At 55.5% G+C, this 21031-nt stretch carries 30 protein-coding genes; 6 read left to right on the top strand and 24 right to left on the bottom strand.

Annotated features, from left to right (window positions below; all coding sequences use genetic code 11):
* Positions 1–61: 61 nt before the first annotated feature.
* On the bottom strand, positions 62–940 hold the full coding sequence (gene nadK / locus N7V53_RS18225; protein WP_023480522.1) for an NAD(+) kinase: 879 nt from the start codon (positions 938–940) through the stop codon (positions 62–64).
* 122 nt (positions 941–1062) lie between these two features.
* Between nadK and grpE the strand changes: the two genes are divergently transcribed.
* Positions 1063–1659 (top strand): nucleotide exchange factor GrpE, encoded by a 597-nt coding sequence (gene grpE, locus N7V53_RS18220; RefSeq protein WP_023480606.1) that lies wholly within the window; start codon positions 1063–1065, stop codon positions 1657–1659.
* A gap of 33 nt (positions 1660–1692) precedes the next feature.
* Here grpE and N7V53_RS18215 read toward each other — a convergent pair whose 3' ends face one another.
* Complete coding sequence (locus tag N7V53_RS18215; RefSeq protein ID WP_071789534.1) at positions 1693–2979, bottom strand: HlyC/CorC family transporter; 1287 nt, start codon at positions 2977–2979, stop codon at positions 1693–1695.
* A gap of 16 nt (positions 2980–2995) precedes the next feature.
* Positions 2996–3784, bottom strand: coding sequence for an inner membrane protein YpjD (locus N7V53_RS18210; protein WP_023480617.1), 789 nt, complete (start codon positions 3782–3784; stop codon positions 2996–2998).
* Between the two features lie 168 nt (positions 3785–3952).
* Here N7V53_RS18210 and ffh point away from each other — a divergent pair, with 168 nt between their 5' ends.
* The 5 genes from ffh to rplS all read left to right on the top strand — a co-directional run bounded on the left by ffh (position 3953) and on the right by rplS (position 7570).
* Complete coding sequence (gene ffh, locus N7V53_RS18205) at positions 3953–5314, top strand: signal recognition particle protein (RefSeq protein ID WP_023480583.1); 1362 nt, start codon at positions 3953–3955, stop codon at positions 5312–5314.
* Between the two features lie 250 nt (positions 5315–5564).
* On the top strand, positions 5565–5813 hold the full coding sequence (gene rpsP, locus N7V53_RS18200; protein WP_023480584.1) for a 30S ribosomal protein S16: 249 nt from the start codon (positions 5565–5567) through the stop codon (positions 5811–5813).
* A gap of 18 nt (positions 5814–5831) precedes the next feature.
* Positions 5832–6380 (top strand): ribosome maturation factor RimM, encoded by a 549-nt coding sequence (gene rimM, locus N7V53_RS18195; RefSeq protein WP_023480523.1) that lies wholly within the window; start codon positions 5832–5834, stop codon positions 6378–6380.
* A gap of 30 nt (positions 6381–6410) precedes the next feature.
* Positions 6411–7181: a tRNA (guanosine(37)-N1)-methyltransferase TrmD gene (gene trmD / locus N7V53_RS18190; RefSeq protein WP_023480607.1), complete on the top strand. Its 771-nt coding sequence runs from the start codon at positions 6411–6413 to the stop codon at positions 7179–7181.
* 41 nt (positions 7182–7222) lie between these two features.
* Positions 7223–7570, top strand: a complete 348-nt coding sequence (rplS, locus tag N7V53_RS18185; RefSeq protein ID WP_006178051.1) for a 50S ribosomal protein L19 — start codon at positions 7223–7225, stop codon at positions 7568–7570.
* Between the two features lie 160 nt (positions 7571–7730).
* On the opposite strand, the gene N7V53_RS18180 is transcribed toward rplS, so the two are convergent.
* The 21 genes from N7V53_RS18180 to N7V53_RS18080 form a co-directional block, all read right to left on the bottom strand.
* Positions 7731–7925 (bottom strand): ogr/Delta-like zinc finger family protein, encoded by a 195-nt coding sequence (locus tag N7V53_RS18180; RefSeq protein ID WP_023480556.1) that lies wholly within the window; start codon positions 7923–7925, stop codon positions 7731–7733.
* 59 nt (positions 7926–7984) lie between these two features.
* Positions 7985–9145 carry a phage late control D family protein gene (locus tag N7V53_RS18175; protein ID WP_279794342.1) on the bottom strand — a complete coding sequence of 387 codons (1161 nt, stop codon included), beginning with the start codon at positions 9143–9145 and terminating at the stop codon, positions 7985–7987.
* Positions 9145–9594: a phage tail protein gene (locus N7V53_RS18170; RefSeq protein ID WP_023480638.1), complete on the bottom strand. Its 450-nt coding sequence runs from the start codon at positions 9592–9594 to the stop codon at positions 9145–9147. The genes N7V53_RS18175 and N7V53_RS18170 overlap by 1 nt, the downstream gene beginning before the upstream one ends.
* Positions 9591–11453, bottom strand: a complete 1863-nt coding sequence (locus N7V53_RS18165; RefSeq protein WP_279794340.1) for a phage tail tape measure protein — start codon at positions 11451–11453, stop codon at positions 9591–9593. Before N7V53_RS18165 ends, N7V53_RS18170 begins: the two co-directional genes overlap by 4 nt.
* The gene (locus tag N7V53_RS18160; protein WP_034813568.1) at positions 11446–11565 is read right to left on the bottom strand and encodes a GpE family phage tail protein; all 120 of its coding nucleotides are present in this window, start codon (positions 11563–11565) and stop codon (positions 11446–11448) included. The genes N7V53_RS18165 and N7V53_RS18160 overlap by 8 nt, the downstream gene beginning before the upstream one ends.
* 32 nt (positions 11566–11597) lie before the next feature.
* A complete protein-coding gene (locus N7V53_RS18155) occupies positions 11598–11879 on the bottom strand; it encodes a phage tail assembly protein (protein WP_042713148.1) in 282 nt (93 codons plus the stop codon).
* Positions 11880–11941: 62 nt separating this feature from the next.
* The gene (locus N7V53_RS18150; RefSeq protein WP_023480575.1) at positions 11942–12460 is read right to left on the bottom strand and encodes a phage major tail tube protein; all 519 of its coding nucleotides are present in this window, start codon (positions 12458–12460) and stop codon (positions 11942–11944) included.
* An 11-nt stretch (positions 12461–12471) separates the two neighbouring features.
* Positions 12472–13653, bottom strand: coding sequence for a phage tail sheath protein (locus tag N7V53_RS18145; RefSeq protein WP_279794339.1), 1182 nt, complete (start codon positions 13651–13653; stop codon positions 12472–12474).
* 130 nt (positions 13654–13783) lie between these two features.
* Positions 13784–14359 carry a tail fiber assembly protein gene (locus N7V53_RS18140; RefSeq protein WP_279794495.1) on the bottom strand — a complete coding sequence of 192 codons (576 nt, stop codon included), beginning with the start codon at positions 14357–14359 and terminating at the stop codon, positions 13784–13786.
* Complete coding sequence (locus tag N7V53_RS18135) at positions 14356–16182, bottom strand: phage tail protein (protein ID WP_279794338.1); 1827 nt, start codon at positions 16180–16182, stop codon at positions 14356–14358. The genes N7V53_RS18140 and N7V53_RS18135 overlap by 4 nt, the downstream gene beginning before the upstream one ends.
* 11 nt (positions 16183–16193) lie before the next feature.
* Complete coding sequence (locus N7V53_RS18130; protein ID WP_023480579.1) at positions 16194–16724, bottom strand: phage tail protein I; 531 nt, start codon at positions 16722–16724, stop codon at positions 16194–16196.
* On the bottom strand, positions 16717–17625 hold the full coding sequence (locus N7V53_RS18125) for a baseplate assembly protein (protein WP_279794337.1): 909 nt from the start codon (positions 17623–17625) through the stop codon (positions 16717–16719). The genes N7V53_RS18130 and N7V53_RS18125 overlap by 8 nt, the downstream gene beginning before the upstream one ends.
* Positions 17626–17629: 4 nt before the next feature.
* Positions 17630–17977 carry a GPW/gp25 family protein gene (locus tag N7V53_RS18120; protein WP_279794336.1) on the bottom strand — a complete coding sequence of 116 codons (348 nt, stop codon included), beginning with the start codon at positions 17975–17977 and terminating at the stop codon, positions 17630–17632.
* Positions 17974–18609: a phage baseplate assembly protein V gene (locus N7V53_RS18115; protein ID WP_279794335.1), complete on the bottom strand. Its 636-nt coding sequence runs from the start codon at positions 18607–18609 to the stop codon at positions 17974–17976. Before N7V53_RS18115 ends, N7V53_RS18120 begins: the two co-directional genes overlap by 4 nt.
* A gap of 94 nt (positions 18610–18703) precedes the next feature.
* Positions 18704–19171 carry a phage tail protein gene (locus N7V53_RS18110; RefSeq protein WP_279794334.1) on the bottom strand — a complete coding sequence of 156 codons (468 nt, stop codon included), beginning with the start codon at positions 19169–19171 and terminating at the stop codon, positions 18704–18706.
* Positions 19134–19379 carry an Rz1-like lysis system protein LysC gene (gene lysC / locus N7V53_RS18105; protein WP_232045289.1) on the bottom strand — a complete coding sequence of 82 codons (246 nt, stop codon included), beginning with the start codon at positions 19377–19379 and terminating at the stop codon, positions 19134–19136. Before lysC ends, N7V53_RS18110 begins: the two co-directional genes overlap by 38 nt.
* The gene (lysB, locus tag N7V53_RS18100) at positions 19267–19692 is read right to left on the bottom strand and encodes an Rz-like lysis system protein LysB (RefSeq protein ID WP_279794494.1); all 426 of its coding nucleotides are present in this window, start codon (positions 19690–19692) and stop codon (positions 19267–19269) included. Before lysB ends, lysC begins: the two co-directional genes overlap by 113 nt.
* Before the next feature lie 2 nt (positions 19693–19694).
* Entirely contained in the window at positions 19695–20204 is a 510-nt protein-coding gene (locus N7V53_RS18095) for a lysozyme (protein WP_279794332.1), read from the bottom strand.
* Positions 20188–20409 carry an HP1 family phage holin gene (locus tag N7V53_RS18090; protein WP_023480641.1) on the bottom strand — a complete coding sequence of 74 codons (222 nt, stop codon included), beginning with the start codon at positions 20407–20409 and terminating at the stop codon, positions 20188–20190. The genes N7V53_RS18095 and N7V53_RS18090 overlap by 17 nt, the downstream gene beginning before the upstream one ends.
* Positions 20400–20603, bottom strand: coding sequence for a tail protein X (locus N7V53_RS18085; RefSeq protein ID WP_279794331.1), 204 nt, complete (start codon positions 20601–20603; stop codon positions 20400–20402). The genes N7V53_RS18090 and N7V53_RS18085 overlap by 10 nt, the downstream gene beginning before the upstream one ends.
* Before the next feature lie 195 nt (positions 20604–20798).
* Entirely contained in the window at positions 20799–20984 is a 186-nt protein-coding gene (locus N7V53_RS18080; RefSeq protein ID WP_023480627.1) for a hypothetical protein, read from the bottom strand.
* Between the last annotated feature and the right edge of the window lie 47 nt (positions 20985–21031).

Genomic DNA, 21031 nt, shown 5'->3' with positions numbered 1-21031 from the left:
TAACTGTGTTTTCGTACAGTATAAACTGGAATTATATACAGTAAAGCCCCGCAGCCTCTTTTCAGAACAATTTTTTCGACCAGCCGAGCTTTGAGCTTAACGTATTGAAATAGCTGTAATCTTTCGGGTGGATTAGGTTCAGATGATAGTCACAACGGCGGATTAACACATCTTCACCCTCCTGGATCGGTAGCGCGATCTGGCTATCACAGCTCACTTCAAGGTCGCTACGGCGATGGGAAAAACGCAGGCGAATGGTGCTGCTGCTGTTAATCACCAGCGGACGCGCCGAGAGGGTATGCGGAAACATCGGCACCAGCGTAATGGCGTCCAGCGAAGGAGTGAGGATCGGGCCACCCGCTGAGAGCGAGTAGGCCGTGGAGCCAGTTGGTGTGGAGATAATCAGGCCATCCGAGCGCTGGGAGAAGGCAAAAACTTCATCTATATAGACTTCAAACTCAATCATGTGCGCCACTTTGCCAGGGTGCAGCACCACTTCATTAATGGCAGTGCTGATGCGCTTCTGGCAATCCTGCTGGCACACCTGTACTTCCAGCAAAAAACGTTTCTCTGCGATGTAGTGACCCTCAAGTACATCGGCCAACTGCTGCTGCGCATTATCGGGGTCGAGATCGGTCAGAAAACCCAGGTTGCCGCGGTTGATGCCAATGACTTTGATGTCGTAACGCGCCAGCGTGCGCGCCGCGCCAAGCATATTGCCATCGCCGCCAACCACCACCGCCAGATCCGCCTGCTGCCCAATGTCCGCCAGCGTACCGGTTCTCACATTCGCGAGTTTCAGCTCATGGGCGATGCGCTGTTCAACCATCACGTCATAGCCTTTGGCATGCAGCCAGCGGTAAAGCATTTCATGTGTGGTGAGCGCGGTAGGGTGGCGCGGGTGCCCGACAATACCAATACACTTGAAATGTTGGGTCATTTTCTGCGGGTCCTTGTGGCGAATGAATGATGACAATCTGACTTGTTCCCTTGAATCCAGGAAACGGATCCCCATAATAATGCAGGTTAGCGAGATGATTGCAAAAAAACGCGGAGAAATTCATGAGTAGTGAAGAACAGAAAACGCCTGACGGGCAGTCCCCGGAAGAAATTATCAAGGAACAGCACGACGACGTTGAGGCAGTAGTTGAGCCTGACGAAGCGGCTGAGCAGGTGGATCCGCGCGATGAGAAAATTGCGAATCTGGAAGCGCAGTTAGCAGCAGCGGAAACCCGCGAGCGCGAGACGGTGCTGCGTATCAAAGCGGAGATGGAAAACCTGCGTCGCCGTACCGAACTGGATATCGAGAAAGCGCACAAATTTGCGCTGGAGAAGTTCATTAATGAACTGCTGCCGGTTATCGATAGTCTGGATCGCGCGCTGGAAGTGGCTGACAAAGAGAACGCCGAGATGGCGCCGATGGTCGAAGGTATCGAACTGACCCTGAAAAACATGCTGGATGTAGTGAAGAAATTTGGTGTTGAGGTGATTGCCGACACCAACGTTCCGCTGGATCCGAATGTGCATCAGGCGATTGCGATGGTCGAGTCGGAAGAGGTCAGCGCCGGCAACGTGCTGGGTGTGATGCAGAAAGGGTTCACCCTGAATGGTCGCACTATTCGCGCCGCGATGGTCACCGTCGCCAAAGCGAAAGCATAAAACTAAAACCCTCTCATCATGAGAGGGTTTTTTTTACTCTGTAACGCTCTCCCGCAGCGCTTTAACCGGGATCACTTTTACCTGCTTAATCATGTTCTCCTGCACATCGAGAATATCGATATCGTACTGCTCAATGCGCACGCGCGTTCCCGCCGCCGGGATCTCCTCTAACTCTTCAAGCACCATGCCGTTAATGGTTCGCGCTTCATCTTCCGGTAAGCGCCAGTTAAAGGCTTTGTTCAGTTCGCGCACGCTGGCGCTGCCGTCAATAATCACCGAACCGTCATTCTGCGGCGTCGCTTCATCCGCCAGCGCAGGCGACATGGAGGTGGTGAAATCCCCGACAATCTCTTCGAGAATATCTTCGACCGTCACCAGCCCCTGAATATCGCCATACTCATCCACCACCAGGCCGACTTTCTTCTTATTACGCTGAAACTTCACCAGCTGAACGCTGAGCGGCGTGCCTTCCGGCACATAGTAAATTTCATCGGCGGCGCGCAGCATCACCTCTTTGGTGAACTCGTTTTTCTCGGTCATCAGGCGATAGGCTTCACGCACGCGCAGCATGCTGATGGTGTCATCCAGCGAGTCGCGATAGAGCACAATGCGGCCGTGCGGCGAGTGGGTCAGCTGGCGCACAATCGATTTCCAGTCATCATTGATATCGATACCAACGATCTCATTGCGCGGCACCATGATGTCGTCGACGTTGACCTTCTCCAGATCGAGAATCGACAGCAGCATATCCTGATTGCGGCGGGAAATTTTCGAGCGCGACTCGTGAACGATGGTGCGCAGCTCCTCTTTGCTGAGCGCGCCGCTGACCACCACATCGGCTTTAATGCCAATCATACGCATCAAAATACGCGTCACACCGTTGAGCAGCCACACCAGCGGCAGCATGATAATTTGCAGCGGGCCGAGCAGCAGGCTGCTGGGAAAGGCGACCTTTTCCGGATAAAGCGCAGCGATGGTTTTTGGCAGCACTTCAGAAAAGACCAGCACCACGAAGGTCAGCACACCGGTGGCGATGGCAACCCCGGCGTTGCCGTACAGGCGCATACCGACAATAGTCGCCAGCGACGAGGCGAGAATATTGACCAGGTTGTTGCCGATCAGCACCAGGCTAATCAGGCGATCGGGCTTACGCAGCAGCTTTTCGACGCGTTTGGCCGCACGGTTGCCCTGTTTGGCCATATGGCGCAGGCGATAGCGGTTGAGGGTCATCATGCCGGTTTCTGAACCGGAGAAATAGGCTGAAACCACGACCATGATGATAAGCGTAATAATCAGCGTCGTGGTGGAGATGTGTTCCAGGGGGAACTCCTTTGCTTTAACTTACGAAATGTTGCAGGACGCGGCTGCCGAAATAGGCGAGCGTTAAAATACCGGCTCCTGCGACGTTGAACCAGACGACGCGGCGACCGCGCCAGCCTTCATGATAGTGGCCCCACAGCAGGACAATATAGACAAACCAGGCGATGATCGAGAGCACCGCTTTATCGATATTTTCCATGCTGAACAGGTTTTGCATGTAGAACAGGCCGGTGCAGAGCGTCAGCGTCAGCAGCACCACGCCGACCTGGGTGATATGAAACATCTTGCGTTCAATCACCAGCAGCGGCGGCATTTCATTGCTGAAAGCCAGCTTTTTATTCTTCAGCTGATAATCGATCCACGCCAGCTGGAGCGCATACATGGCCGCGATAATTAAGGTGGCATAGGCGAACAGCGACAGGCCGATATGCACCATCATGCCGGGCGTGGTTTCAAGATGCGTGATGAACTCATTCGGCATGAAAATGGCGAAAGCGAGATTGATTAACGCGAACGTATAAACAATCGGCAGCAGCAGCCAGCCGCGGTTTTTTGAGGCGACAATGGTCATCACCGTACAGATCATCAGGCTGACCAGGGAACCGACGTTCAGCAGGCTGAGATTTTGACCGCCATCGTCAGGGAAGATGCGCTCTTTCAGCGCGAAGCCGTGGAATATAAGCGCAAGCACCGCTGAAAAGATGGCCATTTTGCGCCAGCCGCTATTTTTTTGTAACAAGCTGGGAACAATCAGCGCAATGCTGGTTGAGTAGGCAACAAGAGCGATCAGGGCAAAAACGGGCATAGGCGTGTCGACAGTTGACTAAGAGAGAAAGAGAAGCAGTATAACGTTACGTGACCCAGCCTCCAACAGTTCCATCACATACAGCCGCGATGTCTTCATGCTATACTGCGGCGAATTTCTGTTATGCGTCGCGCTGGCGGCCAATCGTATCACCTCAGGCGAGAGACAATGTTTGATAATTTAACCGATCGTTTGTCGCGCTCACTGCGCAATATCAGTGGCCGTGGACGCCTCACTGAAGACAACATCAAAGAGACCCTGCGCGAAGTGCGCATGGCGCTGCTGGAAGCTGACGTTGCGCTGCCGGTAGTGCGTGACTTTATCAACCGCGTGAAAGAGAAAGCGGTTGGTCACGAAGTCAACAAGAGTCTGACCCCGGGCCAGGAGTTCGTCAAAATCGTGCGCAACGAACTGGTTGCCGCGATGGGCGAAGAGAATCAGAGCCTCAACCTGGCGGCGCAGCCACCGGCAGTGGTGCTGATGGCGGGCCTGCAGGGTGCGGGTAAAACCACCAGCGTTGGTAAACTCGGTAAGTTCCTGCGCGAGAAGCACAAGAAGAAAGTGATGGTCGTCTCCGCGGACGTTTACCGCCCGGCGGCGATTAAACAGCTGGAGACGCTGGCGCAGCAGGTGGAGGTCGATTTCTTCCCCTCTGACGTCGCGCAAAAGCCGGTCGACATCGTTAACGCGGCGCTGAAAGAGGCGAAGCTGAAGTTTTATGACGTGCTGCTGGTGGATACCGCCGGTCGTCTGCACGTTGATGAAGCGATGATGGAGGAGATCAAACAGGTTCACGCGGCGATTAAGCCCGTTGAGACGCTGTTTGTTGTCGACGCCATGACCGGTCAGGATGCCGCCAACACGGCAAAAGCCTTTAATGAAGCGCTGCCGCTGACCGGTGTCGTGCTGACCAAAGTGGACGGCGATGCCCGCGGCGGTGCGGCGCTCTCTATCCGCCATATCACCGGTAAGCCGATTAAGTTCCTCGGCGTCGGTGAGAAAACCGAAGCGCTGGAACCGTTCCACCCGGATCGTATCGCGTCGCGTATTCTCGGCATGGGCGACGTGCTGTCGCTGATCGAAGATATCGAAAGCAAAGTTGACCGCGCGCAGGCTGAGAAGCTGGCGAACAAGCTGAAAAAAGGCGACGGCTTCGATCTGACCGACTTCCTTGAGCAGTTGCGCCAGATGAAAAACATGGGCGGTATGGCGAGCCTGATGGGCAAGCTGCCGGGCATGGGCCAGATCCCCGATAACGTTAAAGCGCAGATGGATGACAAAGTGCTGGTGCGTATGGAAGCGATCATCAACTCGATGACCTTCAAAGAGCGCGCCAACCCGGACATCATCAAAGGCTCGCGCAAACGCCGCATCGCTGCAGGCTGCGGTATGCAGGTGCAGGATGTAAACCGTCTGCTCAAACAGTTCGACGACATGCAGCGCATGATGAAGAAGATGAAGAAGGGCGGTATGGCGAAGATGATGCGCGGGATGAAAGGGATGATGCCGCCAGGTTTCCCAGGCCGCTGATTCCGGCCTGGCTTATTTGTCATTTTGATACCGGGGTGTGCTCGAAATGCTCACGTACTACGTGTACGCTCCGCTTTCTGCGCGCACGCCGGCACCAAACTGACGGCAACGCCGACGGCCTCGACTCTCACTGAACCGCACGTTCCGATTGCTTTTTAGCAAAAAATGAGTAAAATTTTCGGGCTTTTAATATGACACCAGGCTCCGTTCCTCGATGGGGCCGGGTGTTTTATTCACACAAGAGGATGTTATGGTAACTATTCGTTTAGCTCGTCACGGCGCTAAAAAGCGTCCGTTCTACCAGGTTGTTGTTACTGACAGCCGTAATGCACGCAACGGTCGCTTCATTGAGCGCGTTGGTTTCTTCAACCCGATCGCGTCTGATAAAGAAGAAGGCACTCGCCTGGATCTGGATCGCATCGCTCATTGGGTTGGCCAGGGCGCTACCGTTTCCGATCGCGTTTCCGCGCTGATCAAAGAAGCAAAGAAAGCAGCTTAATCTGTCACGGTGGTCATGATGAGCAAGCAACAAACCGCATCGGCCCCTGCTGAGCCAATTATTGTTGGCAAACTGGGATCTTCTTACGGAATTCGTGGTTGGCTCAGAGTGTTTTCCTCCACCGAAGACGCCGAAAGCATTTTTGACTATCAGCCCTGGTTTATCCAGAAGGCGGGTCAGTGGCAGAGCATCGAGCTGGAAAGCTGGCGCTACCACAATCAGGATATCGTCATCAAGCTGAAAGGCGTTGACGATCGCGATGCCGCGAATCTTCTGACGAATTGCGAAATTCTCGTTGATTCCGCGCAGTTGCCGCAACTGGAAGAGGGTGACTACTACTGGAAAGACCTTATGGGTTGCCAGGTAGTGACTACTGAAGGTTACAGCCTCGGTAAAGTCATCGATATGATGGAAACCGGGTCGAATGACGTTCTCGTCATCAAGGCAAACCTGAAAGATGCGTTCGGTATCAAGGAGCGGTTGGTTCCGTTCCTCGATGGGCAGGTTATCAAGAAAGTCGATCTCGCTACTCAAACCATTGAAGTAGATTGGGATCCTGGTTTTTAAACCTCCGGATATACGGTAAAAGACGGCGCTATGTGGATTGGCATAATTAGCCTGTTTCCTGAAATGTTCCGCGCGATTACCGACTACGGGGTAACTGGCCGGGCAGTAAAAAAAGGCCTGCTGAGCATTGAGAGCTGGAGTCCACGTGACTTCGCTCATGACCGGCACCGTACCGTGGACGAACGTCCTTACGGCGGCGGACCGGGAATGCTAATGATGGTGAATCCTTTACGGGACGCCATTCACGCAGCGAAAGCCGCGGCGGGCGAAGGCGCGAAGGTGATTTATCTTTCGCCTCAGGGACGCAAGCTTGATCAAGCGGGCGTGAGCGAACTGGCTACCAATCAGAAACTGATTCTGGTGTGCGGTCGCTACGAAGGGATAGATGAGCGGGTAATCCAGACCGAGATTGATGAAGAGTGGTCTATTGGTGATTACGTGCTCAGTGGCGGTGAGCTGCCAGCAATGACGCTGATTGACTCGGTTTCCCGGTTTATTCCGGGGGTACTGGGCCACGAAGCTTCAGCAACGGAAGACTCCTTTGCTGATGGATTGCTGGACTGTCCGCACTATACTCGTCCTGAAGTGTTAGAAGGGATGGAAGTACCGGCGGTTTTGCTGTCGGGAAATCATGCCGAGATACGTCGCTGGCGTCTGAAGCAGTCGCTGGGCCGAACCTGGCTTAGAAGACCTGAACTTCTGGAAAACCTGGCTCTGACTGAAGAGCAAGCAAGGTTGCTGGCGGAGTTCAAAAGCGAACACGCACAACAGCAGCAACAGAAACATGATGGGATGGCTTAAGCCCTCCAAATATCAGTTTACCCAGGATAAGAGATTAAATTATGAGCAACATCATTAAGCAAATTGAACAAGAGCAGATGAAGCAGGACGTACCTTCCTTCCGTCCGGGTGATACCGTGGAAGTGAAAGTATGGGTTGTTGAAGGTTCCAAAAAACGTCTGCAGGCATTCGAGGGCGTGGTTATCGCTATTCGTAACCGCGGTCTGCACTCTGCATTCACTGTTCGCAAAATTTCCAACGGCGAAGGCGTTGAGCGTGTCTTCCAGACTCACTCTCCGGTAGTTGACAGCATTGCTGTTAAACGTCGTGGTGCTGTACGTAAAGCTAAACTGTACTACCTGCGTGAGCGCACCGGTAAGTCTGCTCGTATTAAAGAGCGTCTTAACTAAGATTGCGCACGCGCTACATCCAAAGCGTGTTATAGAACAAGGGGTTAGCGTAATGCTAACCCCTTTTTTATTGCCGTTGGCGGCACAGTGGCGGCAGAAAAACAGGCGATCTACAGGCATAAAAAAAGCCTGCGGATGCAGGCTTAATGAGATGGCGACGTTAGCGCAGGCTGGCAGGCGAAGCGGTGGGCGCTGCCGAAGGCCGGACAATATAGCGTGCCAGCGATTCATGGGTGACAAATGTACAACCACACTCTACGTTCTGACACTGGTGATAACGCTCTTTGGTTTCGGTACTGAGGTAGCGGCTTGAGCGCGCATGCGCGGCCTGCTGGCATACCGGACAATGCATCATAATGGGGTCTCCTTCGTGTTTATGCCAGTTATGATAACTCTTAAGCTTGCAAATGCAAGTTATAAGTTGTTTTTGCCCTTTTGTACGATTTCAACTGTTGTGTTCTGGATGTTGACCTCCAGTTCCACTTTGCTGATAAAACCCTGAGTGTTCATGGTATGGGTCACTTTTTTGATCACCCAGAACGTATCGTCGATCGCTTTTTTAAAGCCGGTAACGATGACCGGCATTTCAGGCCGCAGATCTGCCCGACCGAACGCAAGCGTAAGGGAAAATTGTGCACCATAACGTTGAATAGCACTCCATTCTGCCTGAGCCGCCCGTATTGCCTCTTCCTGGTTTGCGAAAGTCGTTGTAAGTACCAGAACATTATCGTCCGCACCGGCCGTGTAGCCTGTCGACTCTGTTTTCTCTTTTGAGGCTGTGGCGCTGCTGACCGCCTGCGGATGGGAAATGGGCGTGACCTTCTGTTGCGCTGATTTTCTCTGCAATTGAACCGTATTCTGGTTTTTGGGCGTGGCGGTATCTTGCCAGTAAGCCGTGACGCCAGAGTAGTTGATGCGATCGGCAACCGAGAAATCATGGCTGTCGCCATCGCTACGGGCTATTGTGGCGGAGGGCATCGTTTTGCCCCCCACCATGCACATACCGGGAACGATGAAGAATAATTTCCCCGATTTGACGGCGATCTCTGCACCGTTACGCCGCGCCAGGCGCGTCAGAAAATCTGCGTCGGACTCTTTAGACTGATCGATATGCGCAATCTTAATTTGCGACAGCGCAGGTGGCAGGCTGGTCTCCAGCTTATTACGTTTCGCAATCTCCTCAACGATGGCACCGAGCGTCGTATCATGCCAGGAGCCAGACTTTTGGCTGTTCAGGCTACCGCGAAAATCCGCGCTTTTGGCGGTAACGCTAACCTGATCCGGCGTGCCTTTATGGCTGACCTGGTCGACGATAAAGGTACCCATTTCAGTCAGCGCAGTACCCTGCCAGCCAATGGCCAGCGTGATAATAGTGCTCCGCTCCGGCATCTCGATTTGCCCGTCAGCATCATCGAGCGTCAGCGTCAGCATATCGGCTTCAAATCCCCGGTTATCGGTGACTATCAGAGATATCAGCCGGGACTGAATATTGCCCGTAATATCCTTTTCCCCGAGTTTTAGCGAAAATGCCGGCGTTCGTACCCGTGCTAAGCCGTTTGTAAATGCATTAAGCATCAGAACCTCTCCAGCATGTCGGTCGCCAGCTGCTTACCCTGGTCATAAATGTCGCCAAACATTGCTTTCAGCGACTCATCGACGCGGGTCAGCTTCAACGTGAAGTTGATTTTGCGCGGCGAGCCGTCCGGGTAAAAAAGAGCGCCGGTTTCGCTGACGCTATTAATCACAAACATCCCGTAAATCATGCCCGTACCCTCAATCAGCGGCCAGGCTTTGCCCTGTTCCGCCATCAGCCGTACCGCCGAAAGTGACAGCGTGCCGCCGGTAATCTCCGGGAAGAGTTCGCCACTGATAGTGATGGTGTCGTTTTCCGGCCCGGTGTACTGAAAGGCGTTGCGTTTACCCATGCGCGCGTTGCTGGGCCATCTGAAGGTGCTATCGCGTTGCATGGTTTGATAGGGCAGCGTCTGCCGCATAAAAACAAAAAGCCCAAGTGCCAGCATCATGAGGCGTATCCTCCTGCCGCGCTGAATTGTGAAAGGGAGTTAGTGCGTTTCTCCTGCTCGTGCTGCGCCAGCAGATCTCTTAACTGACGCGTACCATCGCCGCCGGACGACATATCACCCTGCAGAGTGATGTTGTATTCGCTCTTGCTTTGATCGACATAGGAGCCGCCGGCCGCAGGGCGCGCCGCCTGATAGTTCTCTAAGCGTGGAGGTTGCACCATGCCAAACGCTGCACCGCCAGTGGTCGGTTGGGTTTGCTTATCCGGGCTGGCATCAGCGGATTGTTTGTTAATAACGCCAAGCTTATCCAGCAACCATGCCACCCCCTCGTTCAGCAGCTTTAGCGATTTAAGGGGCCACGTCAGTGCCATAACCAGTACCTGGCCGAATATTTTTCCAGCGTTACCGCAGTTCTCCAGAGTTTGCTGGCTGGATTTGACGGGGGTGAGCAGATCGCCGAACCACCCGGCAATATTACTGATTGCTTTACCTATGCCGTCGAAAAGCGGCTGGAACGGCACAAACAGCTCGGCGATGGGAGCAAACGCCATTTTGATGCCTTCAAAAACGCCACCAAAAAAGGCGCTAACCGGCTCCCAAAACTTATATATCAGCAGTGCAGCTGCGGCGATGCCGGCAATAGTGGCGACAATCGGTAGCGTGAGCGAGCCGATAACTGCCGCTATCCCGCCGAAAATAGTGGTAAATACGCTGCCGAGCGTCGTCGCGATGGTGATAAGCGTGCTGATGCCGGTGAACACCGGCGCGATAACGCCCGCCACGGTGCCGACGGCACCCGCGATGCCCACCACGACCGTGGCGATAAGCCCAAAACTCTGCACCAGGCCCTGATTATTTTGCACCCACTCCTGCAGCTTCCCGACATAGTGGGTCGCAGTCTGCACCAGCGAGCGCAGGGATGACTCCTGGGTGCTGAAAATATCAACGCTCAGCGACTGATAAGCCGCCTGCAGCGCCTCAAGATCGGTACCCAGGTTGCCGACACTGCTCTGCATCGCCACGGCGGGGCCGGAAGCGCTATTTTGCAGTGCTGCGACCGCCGTTCCCGGAACACCGGCGCTGTTTTGCAGGGTAGCAACGGCTGTTCCTGAGCTGTTTTGCAGGGTAGCAACCGCTGTTCCGGAGGCGGGGGTACTGTTCTGCACGTCTGACTCTGCGTTATCAGACGCTGTCGCAGGCGCAAGCGGGCTGTTTTTCAGCGACGCTTCATAGCCCGGCTGCATAATTTTTTTGCCGAGTTCAAAGCCGGTGGTGGCAATCGACTTGCCTCTCTCGCCAATGGCGGAGACCTTTTCGCCCGCACCCAGAATGCGCTGCTGCACGGCCTGGATTTTTGCCGCACGTAGCTGGCGCTTCTGGTGCTGCTCCTGTTTGAGCGCCTGGCGCTGGGTGATCAACTGTGCCGACTCATCGCTGATACGGCTATTGAGCTGGAGTCGTGCGGATAACGGCGTTCTCGCCTCAATACCGGCTGTCTTCAGGGAGGTCTTATTAGCTTTGATCGTTCTGCGCAGGGTAAGACGTTCCTTTTTGAGCGCTTTCTCCGACTTGGGTTTTCCGCTCCAGGGATCGATAATCGCTGGCACTGCTGTGCCGTTGGCGGCATTTTGCCTGTTCTGTTTGATGTCGTTCAGCTGCGCATTGACGGATGCAAGGGCTTTTTCCGCGCGCATGATGTCGTCGACCTGCGCAAGCTGACCGTACAAGCCGCGCAGGTTTTTCTCCGTTCCTTTCACGCTGTCAGACAGAGAGAGACTCTCTGTCTGCAACGATTGAAACGGGCGCGTCGCCTGATCAACAGCCGTGAGCAATTCCTCTAATTTTGCGCTGTTACTCATATCTGTTTCCGCTTCGCTGTAGCGCTTTCTCGCGCCAGGTGATGAGTTCTGTCAGGCTCAGGGGGTAGAGTTCTGACGGCGGCCAGTGAAAGATCACCGCAATATCCGCCATCAGATCGTCAACCGACAGAGTGGCCGGAAAAGTTACTGTGCCGAAGCCGGTGACAAAAAACCGACCACCTTGCCCGCCAGCGCCACCATATCGACCAGGTCGAGGGCACCCACTTCCTGCTCCGTCAGCGACGGGGAGGTGATGCGCGGCAGCACTTTAATCAGCGCGTCGACATCGGCGTTCGCCACCGACGCCAGGCTCAATCCGCGCAGCGTGCCAGCATTGGGTTTCATCAGCGTCACGCTGTTAATCAGCTGCTCACCGCGCTTAATCGGCGTTTCCAGGGTAATTACGTTGTCAGTTTCGTTGCTCATGGCATCCTCACTCTCTTCTTCGCGGGAAAAGGTACCCGGCCAGCAGGCTGACCGGGCGGTTATTACAGGCCGATGTTACGGCGGTGCTGCTCAAGGCGATCGACGCCGTTCACTTTCTCCACCATGTTGACGGTGTCGATTTCTACCAGCTCCTTGCCATCCATCGTCAGCTTGAAGTAGCTGCAGACCACGGAGATTTTGGACTCGGTATCTTCGCCCGGCTTGTTCTCGCCGGTGTCGATCTCTTTCTGACGACCACGCATCACCACTTCAACGGCAACCGTTTCGCCGGTGTCGTCGCGCTGGTAGGAGCCGGCAAAGCGAATCGGAACCGCATCCGCGGTGGTGGCGCCATAGAGTTCCCAGATGGCAGCATCCGGGAAACCGCCCAGCGACCACTCCATTGACAGGGCTTCGTCATCGAGACCCATATCAATCGGTGCTACGCCGTTCATGCCTGCGCCACGGTAGTTCTCCAGCTTGCGGGTCAGCTTGGGCAGCGTGATGGATTTGGCGATCCCCTGATAGCTAAAGCCATTGAGGAACACGTTCATATATTTAAGTTTTCGCGGCATTGCCATCTATCTGTTCCTTACTTGCTGTTAACTGAGGAGACCAGGTTCGCCAGGTACTTATCCGTGATGCGCTGGCGCAGGGTCAGGTTTTCCAGAGGCGGCACCGGCGTATAGTCGTAATCGATATAGAGCTTGCCCGCCTTCAGCGATGCGGCGTCGTTAGCCTCTTCATCGAACCAGCAGGTGGCATCGATGATGTAGCCATTGCTTTTCAGTTCGCGGAATTTGGCATTGATGCCGTCGATGATGTCGCGGATCAGCGATGCGGTGATCGGTTTGTCCACCGCCCACATATGCGCATCAGCCATGGTGTCGGCAATCACCTGCGCGGTACGGGTGTAGTTTTCAAACAGGAACAGCGGATCGTCGGAGCAGGTGCGGTTGCCCCAGAAACGGAAGCCATCTTTGCGAATCAGCGTGGTAACGCCCGCTTCGTTCAGCAGATCGGCATCGGTGCCCGACTCCTGCAGATCCCAGAACACCGGGGTGCTGATGCCGGTAACGCCATTGACGCCGACATTGGAGAGGGTTTTATGCCAGCCGGCGGACTGGTCGATCGCCGCACGCAGACCCAGCGCGCGAGCCGTTGAGTAGGCCACGGCAGAGCTGTTGCTGGCGGTGTTCCAGGCGAGGAAATCGGGCCAAATGACCATCAGTTCGCGCTGGCTGAAGTTTTCGCGATACTTGATCGCTTCAGAAATGGTTTTACAGCCCCAGGCGCTGACATAACCGAAGGCGCGCAGCTTCTGGCAAATCGGTGCCAGCGCGGTAGCGACTTCGAGGCTATCAAGACCCGGTACGCCAAGAATGCGCGGTTTCACGCCGGTCACCGCTTCGGCGGTCAGCAGCGCTTTCAGGCCGGTATATTTACCGTTTTCGTCGGTGGTGCCGATGATATTGGAGAGGGTTTGTGCTTGCGCATCCTCACCGCTGCCTTCAGCAACGCGAACAACAACGATCACCGGTTTCGCCTGGTCAGCAATCGCCTGCAGCGATGCCGCCAGTGTGCCTTGCTTGCCCGCTTTGGCGATCGCGCTCTGCACGTTAGTAATCAGAACCGGTTCATTAAGAGGGAACATCCCTGCGTCTGCATCGCTGGCGGTACAAACCATGCCGACAATGGCCGTTGAGACTGTGGAAATGACGCGCGTGCCATCGTTGATTTCGATGACCTGAACGCCATGATGGTAATCACTCATCCGTTTAACTCCGTGGTGTTGGGGTGAGTGCTATTTTCGAGTGTGGCGTCGCGGCGCGCTATTTGTCCGGGTTGGGTGCTGCGCAGGACAACAACGGTCAATAAAAAAAGCGGGCTTACGCCCGCCTGGTTTATGCTGGCCTTTCCGGCCAGATAATGTCTGATGCCTCAGTGTCTATCCTGTTGAGAAACACCCGGTATTTTTTCCATGCGGCAAGCTGTAACTGCTCCTTATCCGAGGCAATTTCAAGCTCAACGGCATCCTGCAATGGTGCAATGGCTTCACTGGCCTGCGTCATCAGTACGCTTTTCAGCTCCGCCATTTCCAGCTTCCTGGCCGCGCGTTCCGCTTCAGCGTCATCAACCCATTTCTTGCCGTCCCACTTCTGATAATTACCGGTGGGGGAAAGCAGGGTGACATTGTCTGGTAATGGCCCTAGTGCAGAAATATTAAGTTGCTTACCGGTATTAATATCAAACACCGTCAGGCCGCGGTGATCCTCCTTCACTTCCCAGCTTGTAGTGAGGGAGTTAAATACCGCGATCTTGCTATTTACCGTCTTCGGCGGTTCGATGTCAGTGCAGTGCGCAGGCAGGCCCGTATGTGGAGGTATGTACGCACTACCTTTTCCGATAAGTTCACCAGTTTCCGTACTCAGGTTATATACGGTGATCGTCCTGGGTTTGTCGATCATTCTGAACATTATGCAAGCCTCACGATGTAGTTAAATGCGATGTTTTTAACGGTGTTTTCATGGTTGCCCACCCCGGAGACCGTTGCTGTATGACTGTGTGCACCAATCGCGACGGTGTGTGAGTGTGCGCCAAGGGCGACGGTGTGGCTATGGGCCCCGATGAGCACGCTGTGCGCATGGTTACCTGCGGAAGCGGTAATTGCCGAGGTGCTCGCACTTCTGCTACCCGCTGTGTAATTCCCTACCTCGACAGACGTAACACCGTAAAGCGCCACATCAGGCGGTGTCCTCACGCCCGATATGTGCGTATGTGCGCCTGCAGCATTGGTTGATTTTGTACCGTAATCGAACGCGCTCGTTTCACGGTTACCGTAGTCAAATGCGCTGGTTGTCCTGGCCCCTAAATCAGTAGCAGACACGCTGACGGGGTGGTCATGAAACAGGATGCCGTCGAGTTCCTGAGATAACACCGCGCGACCCGCTGCCGGTTTGCCTTTCACCGTCCAGCCACGCATATCCGGGATCACACCTGACGGATAGGCCGCCGTCAGAAATGGATACGCGCTGGTATTAAACGCCTGTCCCGCCATGAGGGCATAACCTGTCGGAATGGTATCGGACGGCCACGGAATCGGAGTGCCTACCGGACAGTTGTTATAACCGTCGTGGTGGATCATCTTCCACGGGTTAAATTTACCGTCGCAGACAGCAGCAAAGCCGATTAAATTGCCGTAAAAATCAATGCCGATAGTGGCGTTAAAACCGACGCTATTGTTATGTGCAGAGTTAATGTAATGCTTCCAGGGGTGTCCGCCGGGCATCCCATTTAACGCGGATGGAGCATTAAAAAAACCTGAACGCTGGCGTAGTTCAACAGCAACATCACTGACTAACTCAGCATATGTGTTGAGACCTGCACCTTTCGGTACACGCCCCTCGGCATTTTCATTAGCTTTTGTTGCGGCATCGAATGCTGTTTTGACGGCCTTCGGTGTGGCAGCGAACACCTCAGAGTTGCTGTCGGTACCGCTATATAGCCGGATAATGCCTTTTTGCGCCGTGGTAGCGTCCTGCGCGACGTATTTTGTATTGGCAAAATCAAAGACCGCTTTAAGCGCTTTCGATGTGACTGCATACGCTTCTGACTCGCTGTCTGTCGCGCTGCTGAGTTGCACGATCCCTTTTTGCGTCGTGGTGGCGTTCTGCGCGGTGTATTTGGCGCTGGCAAGGTCATACGCCGTTTTCACCGCTTTCGGTGTGGCGGCGAGCGTCTCTGACAGGCTATCGGTGGCGCTGCTGAGTTGAGTAAAGCCTTTTGCGGTAAGCGTGGCGTCGGGATGACGACGCGACTGCTCATGCTCGAGGAGCTTGCTGTCGACATAGTCCTGTGAGGCGAGCACGGTTGTTGCATCGATACTTAGCTCAACGGATGCCAGATCCGAAAGAATGATAACCATGCGCAATGTCTGCGCGCGCCCGGATCCCTCTTCGAGTTTGGGCTTATAACTCTCGGCCATATTGCTGACGGCAACCAGCGTGCCGGTGTCGTCATAAAGCCCCATTTCGCGCAGCCAGAATCCGCCCGTTTCCGGCGGGATAACCAGCTCGGCTACGATGTAATTTTTATATTTATTGTCCTGGCTGATTTTATTCAGCTTATTGCGCCAGACCTCATTAATGAGCTTCGTCTGGCTGGCTGCAGGCTCAGGAAGATTACCGCCGCCATCTCCGACCGCCATCGCAGTAATATTTACTTTTTTACCGCCTGGTGTAAGCGCAGCAGCAAATTTTGCCGCGCCTGCGGTGGTGACTACCGTTCTGTATTTCGTTGTCATGCTGTTCTCGCTTAACCCGGATAAACCGTAATAATGTCGCCGTCGTAATGTGTCCCACCGGCGAAGAGATAACCCGCAACATCCTGAATGATATTGAGCCCGATGAGATGGCGGCTGGCAGGCTTCGCATCGGTGATAAGCCGCTCCATCTCGTTATACATTTCCTCCGTGATACCCGTTTCCAGTACGCCAATATCAAGGCGGAACGTACCTGGCGGGTCGTTGTTTTCCCACCACTCAATTATGTTGATGACATAGCCGAGTGGCTCAACGACACGCCGCACCGCGCCGATGGTTCCTTTGTGAGAGTGAATAAAATAAGCACTGCGAATAACGTCGCGCTTGGTCTTTTCCGGCCAGGCTTCATCCCAGCGGTCAACGGAAAATGCCCATGCCAGCCAGGGCAATAAGTTTGCCGGGCAGGTATCAGGGTTCCACAATCTGCGCAGCGGTATTGGCGTATTTTCTATGACCGCGCAGGCACGCGACGCCGCCACCTCAAGCGGGGTTGACCCCACGGGTAACAAGCGCGAATTACTCATCAGAACCTCCGATCTCGATGTTGAAATCAGAGCAGTAAGAGGCCTGAGTTTTATCCAGCACGATATCTGCGGCTGGTGAAGCAAGCTCTACACGCTGTACTCCCTCTACATGGAGCGCTGCATAGATGGCTGATTTACGGATATCCCGGCCGAGCCGATGCTGCGCCGTAATATAGGCTCGCAGTTTTGCTGCAGCGGCGGCACGAACAGGCTCGCGTTCAGGCCCGGGATAAAGGAACAGAGAAGCGCGGATTTGATAGTCAACGATACTGGCTGATTGTACCGTCACGCGATCGGCCACCGGCCTGACATCTTCGCCACTTAACGCGTTGCTAACTGCTGTGAGCAGATCGGGTGATGCTTCACCATTGCCGTCGCGGGATAGGACGGAAATAGTGACGCAGGCTGGCGCCGGGCTTACGACAGAGATATCCGCCACGCGTCCGTCAGCGCTCCGGCCATGAAACTCATAGGCACCGACCGACCCGGCTACACTCAAACCTTCCAGTGCTTGCTGAATACGCAGACGAAAATCGCTGTCCGTTTCCAGCACGGCTGCAACAGGTGGGATAGCCGTATTGTCTGCGGGTGTGATAACCAGGCGAGACACATTGTAGTTCGCCCCAAGTACATCGAGATCGCCGCCTGAGGCATACGCCAGCATCACCGCGCGGGCCGCTTCGTTGACGCGCTGGCGCCAGACCACTTCGCGGTAAGCATTCTCTTCGAGAAACTTGGTCAGCGGCTCGGACTCCAGCGCCAGCGTACGGGCGATGGCCTCCTGCTGATCGGCGGGAAACAGCGAAACAAGGGTGGTTTTGCGCTCATCCAGGATGCGCTCATAATCCAGCGCCTCGACAACATCGGGCGCGGGCAGTTGGCTCAGATCGATAATCGGCATGGTATCAACTCACAGGAAGGGTTAAAGAGAGGGACTCGCCGGTGCTGGCAAGCTGACCGGTCAGATTGACCACCATCTTGCCGTCGAACTGACGTTCGGCCGTCACCGCGCTGAGGGTAATGCGCGGCTCCCATTGCAGCAGCGCCATATAGCAGGCCACCTGAATTTGCAGCGCCAGCGCCGGGGTCTGCGGCTGATCGAGCATATCGAACAGCAGCGAACCGTAATCGCGGCGCATCACGCGCGAGCCCACCGGCGTGCGCAGAATATCGCTGATGCTCTGGCGAATATGGTCGATGTCGGTCAGGCTGCGCCCGCTGGTGCGATCGAGGCCGAAATAACGTGCTGTCATAAAGGTGCTCCTGTGGTACCGCCGCTGTCGCCAGGGTGTTGGTGGCTATGCAGCACTTTGCCGTTGGAGGTGAGCGAGCCGCCGCTGTGGGTCATATTGCCGCTCATCGTGCCGCCTTTTTGCACCTCCAGCGTGGCGGTGATCAGCTTATTGGTGCAGACCACTTCCGGCGTATCGAGGGTGATGCGCGTCGAGGCTTTCACCAGCACTTGCGGCACGCTGGCAGTAATCGACTCGGACGCAGTGATATCGGCAGTTTTAATCCCGCTCACCTTCAGGGCGCTGGTCTGCGGTTCATATTCAAACACCGCGCCATCGGGAAAAGTGACGTGCCAGGCGTCCGCCGAGGCAGAGGGTGCCGGATGATCGTTGGCATAAATCCCCGGCATAACGAAGGCGGTCTCCAGTTCGCCACCGACGGCGAGCAGTAACACCTGCTCATCGACGGAGGGTGCCCACCAGCTGCGCGAACGCCCGGCACGGTGGGTTAACCACTGTAGCCAGTCGGTCACCATACCGCCGGTCTGCACCCGGCAGCGCCCGGCTTTCAGGTCGACCTCAGTGATAATTCCGGTGCGGATCATATTGCGAAGCTGGCGGGCCAGTTCGTGAAGCGAAAGTTGTCTGTTCATAAGCGAAATGATGCTATGCGTCCCCGGTTTTGAAAATTGAACAAGGCTGTCCGGCTTTTGGCACAACGCAGCCCGTGGCGTAGGGTGCAGGCGATCACGCCTGCCAGCGGCTCACCAGCTCGCCGTTGATATAGAGCTCTTTCGGCCGGGTGACGAAGGCCGGCGGCAGCGGCTCCGGCAGCGTTTCGGCAATCAGCGCGCCGTTGACCTCTTTCACCTGGGTGCGCTCGGTCAGTTGCAGCACCATCGTCACATCCTGAGTGCCGTCGGCGTTGGTCAGCAGCGTCCAGCTAAAGCCGCCTTTCTGCCCCGCTTCGACGGAGAGAATGTCGGGCTGGTTATCGCGCAGCCAGGCCATCACCGGCACAAACAGCGTGTCGATATCGCCGCCAAAACCGCTGATGGCGACGTTGAGGCTGAACTGTTTTTCAAACGATAAGGAGCTGGCGAGCGTGGCGATATTGCTGCCTTTGTCGACCCACAGGCGCAGCATCGAGGGGGTATCGTGCAGCGCCGGGACGGCGTTAATCAGGGCGCTGCGCAGAGAGTTGGGTTTTAGCATTGATCTCATCCTGGCAATGTTTAAGGGTTTCAACTTGCAGCGCGCACTGCACCAGCGCGTGCTCAAGCTGGCGAATATCGGCGCTCAAATCGCCGTTAGTTTGCGGCGCGCTTGCCGGCATCGGACAGAGGCTGACCTGCGGGCAGCTGTTGTAAACAATGAGCGGCGGAGGGGCAGGCGGGGCGCTGGTGCACCCGGCGCACAGCATCAGGTAACTCAGTGCGATACCAGTGGCGAAAAGCCTCGTTCTCATTTAATAACCTCGCAATCGCGTTTTCTCGTTGCAGCGCCTGCGCGCTGGCGGCATCGAGCTGCTGGCGCAGCGTGACCTGCGCCTGCTGGTTCTTCGCCGCCAGTTCGGCGGTGGCGTTGAGGGCAGTTTTAAGGCGCGTCAGCGTGGCGTTCTGCTCCTGCGCCAGCTGCTGCGCGTTGGCTAAAGAGGCCCGCAGAGCGTGGTTTTGCTCAAACAACCACAGCCCGGTCAGCGTCGCCAGTAGCGCGGCCACTATCACCAGGCGGATGCTCATTTCACCCCCTTCAGGCACCAGTCGCGCTCGCGCTGGCGGCGGTTTTCCAGCCCGCGGTTGCGCACGCCATCAACATAAACCCAGCGCGGGAGCTGATCGCAGGCCTGTTTCCACGCCTTCTGGCGCAGGTGCCAGGCAAGCGTTGAGGCGCACGCCGCGCCGCTACCGACGTTAAAGGTGAAGCTGACTACCGCGTCATACACTGGTTGCGGCATCTCCACCGGCACGCACTGCGCCAGGCGGCGTTCAACGTGCAGCACGTCGGCGACCAGGTTGACGGCGGCCTCTTTTTCGCTGATATCGCGCGCAGGGATAACTTTCGCCGTGTGACCAATCCCCGATGTCCAGACCCCCGCGCTGCACTGGTAGGGGCGCAGCCGGCAGCCTTCGAGATCGGTAATCAGCGCCAGCCCCGCCTGCGAGGTGTGCAGCAGATGAAAATCGGGCAGCAGCAGCGCCAGCGCCAGTACGGCCGCCGCGCTACAGCGTTTAACGGGTAAGCCCATTGACCACCTCCTGGCTCACCGCACAGGATTTGAGGAACAGATAGCTTTTACGGCGGTAATACCAGTTCACGCCGACGGTCATGGCGACGCCGAGCGCGCCGAAGTAAGCGGCAAAGTCTTGCGGCGTCATGGCGCCAAAAAAGGTCAGGGCGACGCTAATCCAGTAGGCCAGCGACGAGCTGATTCTCTCGATACTTACGCCCATAGATTTACCGTCTCCTGCATGGCCTGAACCGCGACATCGGGCAGGGTGAGGGTGGTGCCATACGGGAGCACGACGCCCAGTTCGGCAAGACCAGGATTGGCGGCCAGCACGCGTTCGACGACGCCCGCCGTTCGCCCGTAGTAGCGCAGGCAGATCAGATCGAGGGTGTCGCCTTGTTGTGTTATCGCATTCATCGTTTTGCGTCTCTTACCATCCGGAAGGTTTTTTCCATGGTTAAGTTTCCGCAACAGAGAGGCTAAGGGCTATGGCCTGGTGCTGGCGCGTGGCTGGCACAACAACGGGGGGAAAAGCGACGCACCGGGCGAGGGAAAGGCTAACCGGTGCGTAAGAGTACGGTAAAGAGAGTGGCCGGAATGGCGGTCGGCGGGCTATTCGGCTTTGTAATAAATATCCTCATCATCGGGAGTAGTGTTCTCGCTTTCTGCCAGGTCCGCAATCAGGCTCAAGGCCAGCTTCAGGTCAGAAGGCTTGCAGTTGGCGATAAGCGACACCTCGGCAATGAATTGCACGCATGCCCATTTGTGCTGAGTCTTATTTAGTCGTTCAAAGACCATGAATTCCTCTCATGAATTCTCTTACTGTATGTTTATACAGTATCATA

The organism is Kosakonia sp. HypNH10 (genome assembly GCF_029850615.1).
GTDB classification, from domain to species: domain Bacteria; phylum Pseudomonadota; class Gammaproteobacteria; order Enterobacterales; family Enterobacteriaceae; genus Kosakonia; species Kosakonia cowanii.
This window is presented reverse-complemented; position numbering and strand designations above follow the sequence as displayed.

Bases quoted from the DNA above. Each gene is read 5' to 3' on its own strand.
- N7V53_RS18125 (WP_279794337.1), bottom strand. From the start codon at position 17,625: ATGCCGATTATCGATCTGAGCCAACTGCCCGCGCCCGATGTTGTCGAG.
- trmD (WP_023480607.1), top strand. From the start codon at position 6,411: ATGTGGATTGGCATAATTAGCCTGTTTCCTGAAATGTTCCGCGCGATT.
- rpsP (WP_023480584.1), top strand. From the start codon at position 5,565: ATGGTAACTATTCGTTTAGCTCGTCACGGCGCTAAAAAGCGTCCGTTC.
- rimM (WP_023480523.1), top strand. From the start codon at position 5,832: ATGAGCAAGCAACAAACCGCATCGGCCCCTGCTGAGCCAATTATTGTT.
- lysC (WP_232045289.1), bottom strand. From the start codon at position 19,379: ATGCTGTGCGCCGGGTGCACCAGCGCCCCGCCTGCCCCTCCGCCGCTC.
- N7V53_RS18085 (WP_279794331.1), bottom strand. From the start codon at position 20,603: ATGAATGCGATAACACAACAAGGCGACACCCTCGATCTGATCTGCCTG.
- rplS (WP_006178051.1), top strand. From the start codon at position 7,223: ATGAGCAACATCATTAAGCAAATTGAACAAGAGCAGATGAAGCAGGAC.
- N7V53_RS18090 (WP_023480641.1), bottom strand. From the start codon at position 20,409: ATGGGCGTAAGTATCGAGAGAATCAGCTCGTCGCTGGCCTACTGGATT.
- grpE (WP_023480606.1), top strand. From the start codon at position 1,063: ATGAGTAGTGAAGAACAGAAAACGCCTGACGGGCAGTCCCCGGAAGAA.
- N7V53_RS18120 (WP_279794336.1), bottom strand. From the start codon at position 17,977: ATGACAGCACGTTATTTCGGCCTCGATCGCACCAGCGGGCGCAGCCTG.
- ffh (WP_023480583.1), top strand. From the start codon at position 3,953: ATGTTTGATAATTTAACCGATCGTTTGTCGCGCTCACTGCGCAATATC.
- N7V53_RS18080 (WP_023480627.1), bottom strand. From the start codon at position 20,984: ATGGTCTTTGAACGACTAAATAAGACTCAGCACAAATGGGCATGCGTG.
- N7V53_RS18130 (WP_023480579.1), bottom strand. From the start codon at position 16,724: ATGAGTAATTCGCGCTTGTTACCCGTGGGGTCAACCCCGCTTGAGGTG.
- N7V53_RS18115 (WP_279794335.1), bottom strand. From the start codon at position 18,609: ATGAACAGACAACTTTCGCTTCACGAACTGGCCCGCCAGCTTCGCAAT.
- N7V53_RS18175 (WP_279794342.1), bottom strand. From the start codon at position 9,145: ATGCTTAATGCATTTACAAACGGCTTAGCACGGGTACGAACGCCGGCA.
- N7V53_RS18135 (WP_279794338.1), bottom strand. From the start codon at position 16,182: ATGACAACGAAATACAGAACGGTAGTCACCACCGCAGGCGCGGCAAAA.
- nadK (WP_023480522.1), bottom strand. From the start codon at position 940: ATGACCCAACATTTCAAGTGTATTGGTATTGTCGGGCACCCGCGCCAC.
- N7V53_RS18095 (WP_279794332.1), bottom strand. From the start codon at position 20,204: ATGGGCTTACCCGTTAAACGCTGTAGCGCGGCGGCCGTACTGGCGCTG.
- N7V53_RS18180 (WP_023480556.1), bottom strand. From the start codon at position 7,925: ATGATGCATTGTCCGGTATGCCAGCAGGCCGCGCATGCGCGCTCAAGC.
- N7V53_RS18160 (WP_034813568.1), bottom strand. From the start codon at position 11,565: ATGGCGGATATTGCGGTGATCTTTCACTGGCCGCCGTCAGAACTCTAC.
- N7V53_RS18210 (WP_023480617.1), bottom strand. From the start codon at position 3,784: ATGCCCGTTTTTGCCCTGATCGCTCTTGTTGCCTACTCAACCAGCATT.
- N7V53_RS18155 (WP_042713148.1), bottom strand. From the start codon at position 11,879: ATGAGCAACGAAACTGACAACGTAATTACCCTGGAAACGCCGATTAAG.
- N7V53_RS18170 (WP_023480638.1), bottom strand. From the start codon at position 9,594: ATGATGCTGGCACTTGGGCTTTTTGTTTTTATGCGGCAGACGCTGCCC.
- N7V53_RS18165 (WP_279794340.1), bottom strand. From the start codon at position 11,453: ATGAGTAACAGCGCAAAATTAGAGGAATTGCTCACGGCTGTTGATCAG.
- N7V53_RS18150 (WP_023480575.1), bottom strand. From the start codon at position 12,460: ATGGCAATGCCGCGAAAACTTAAATATATGAACGTGTTCCTCAATGGC.
- N7V53_RS18145 (WP_279794339.1), bottom strand. From the start codon at position 13,653: ATGAGTGATTACCATCATGGCGTTCAGGTCATCGAAATCAACGATGGC.
- N7V53_RS18110 (WP_279794334.1), bottom strand. From the start codon at position 19,171: ATGCTAAAACCCAACTCTCTGCGCAGCGCCCTGATTAACGCCGTCCCG.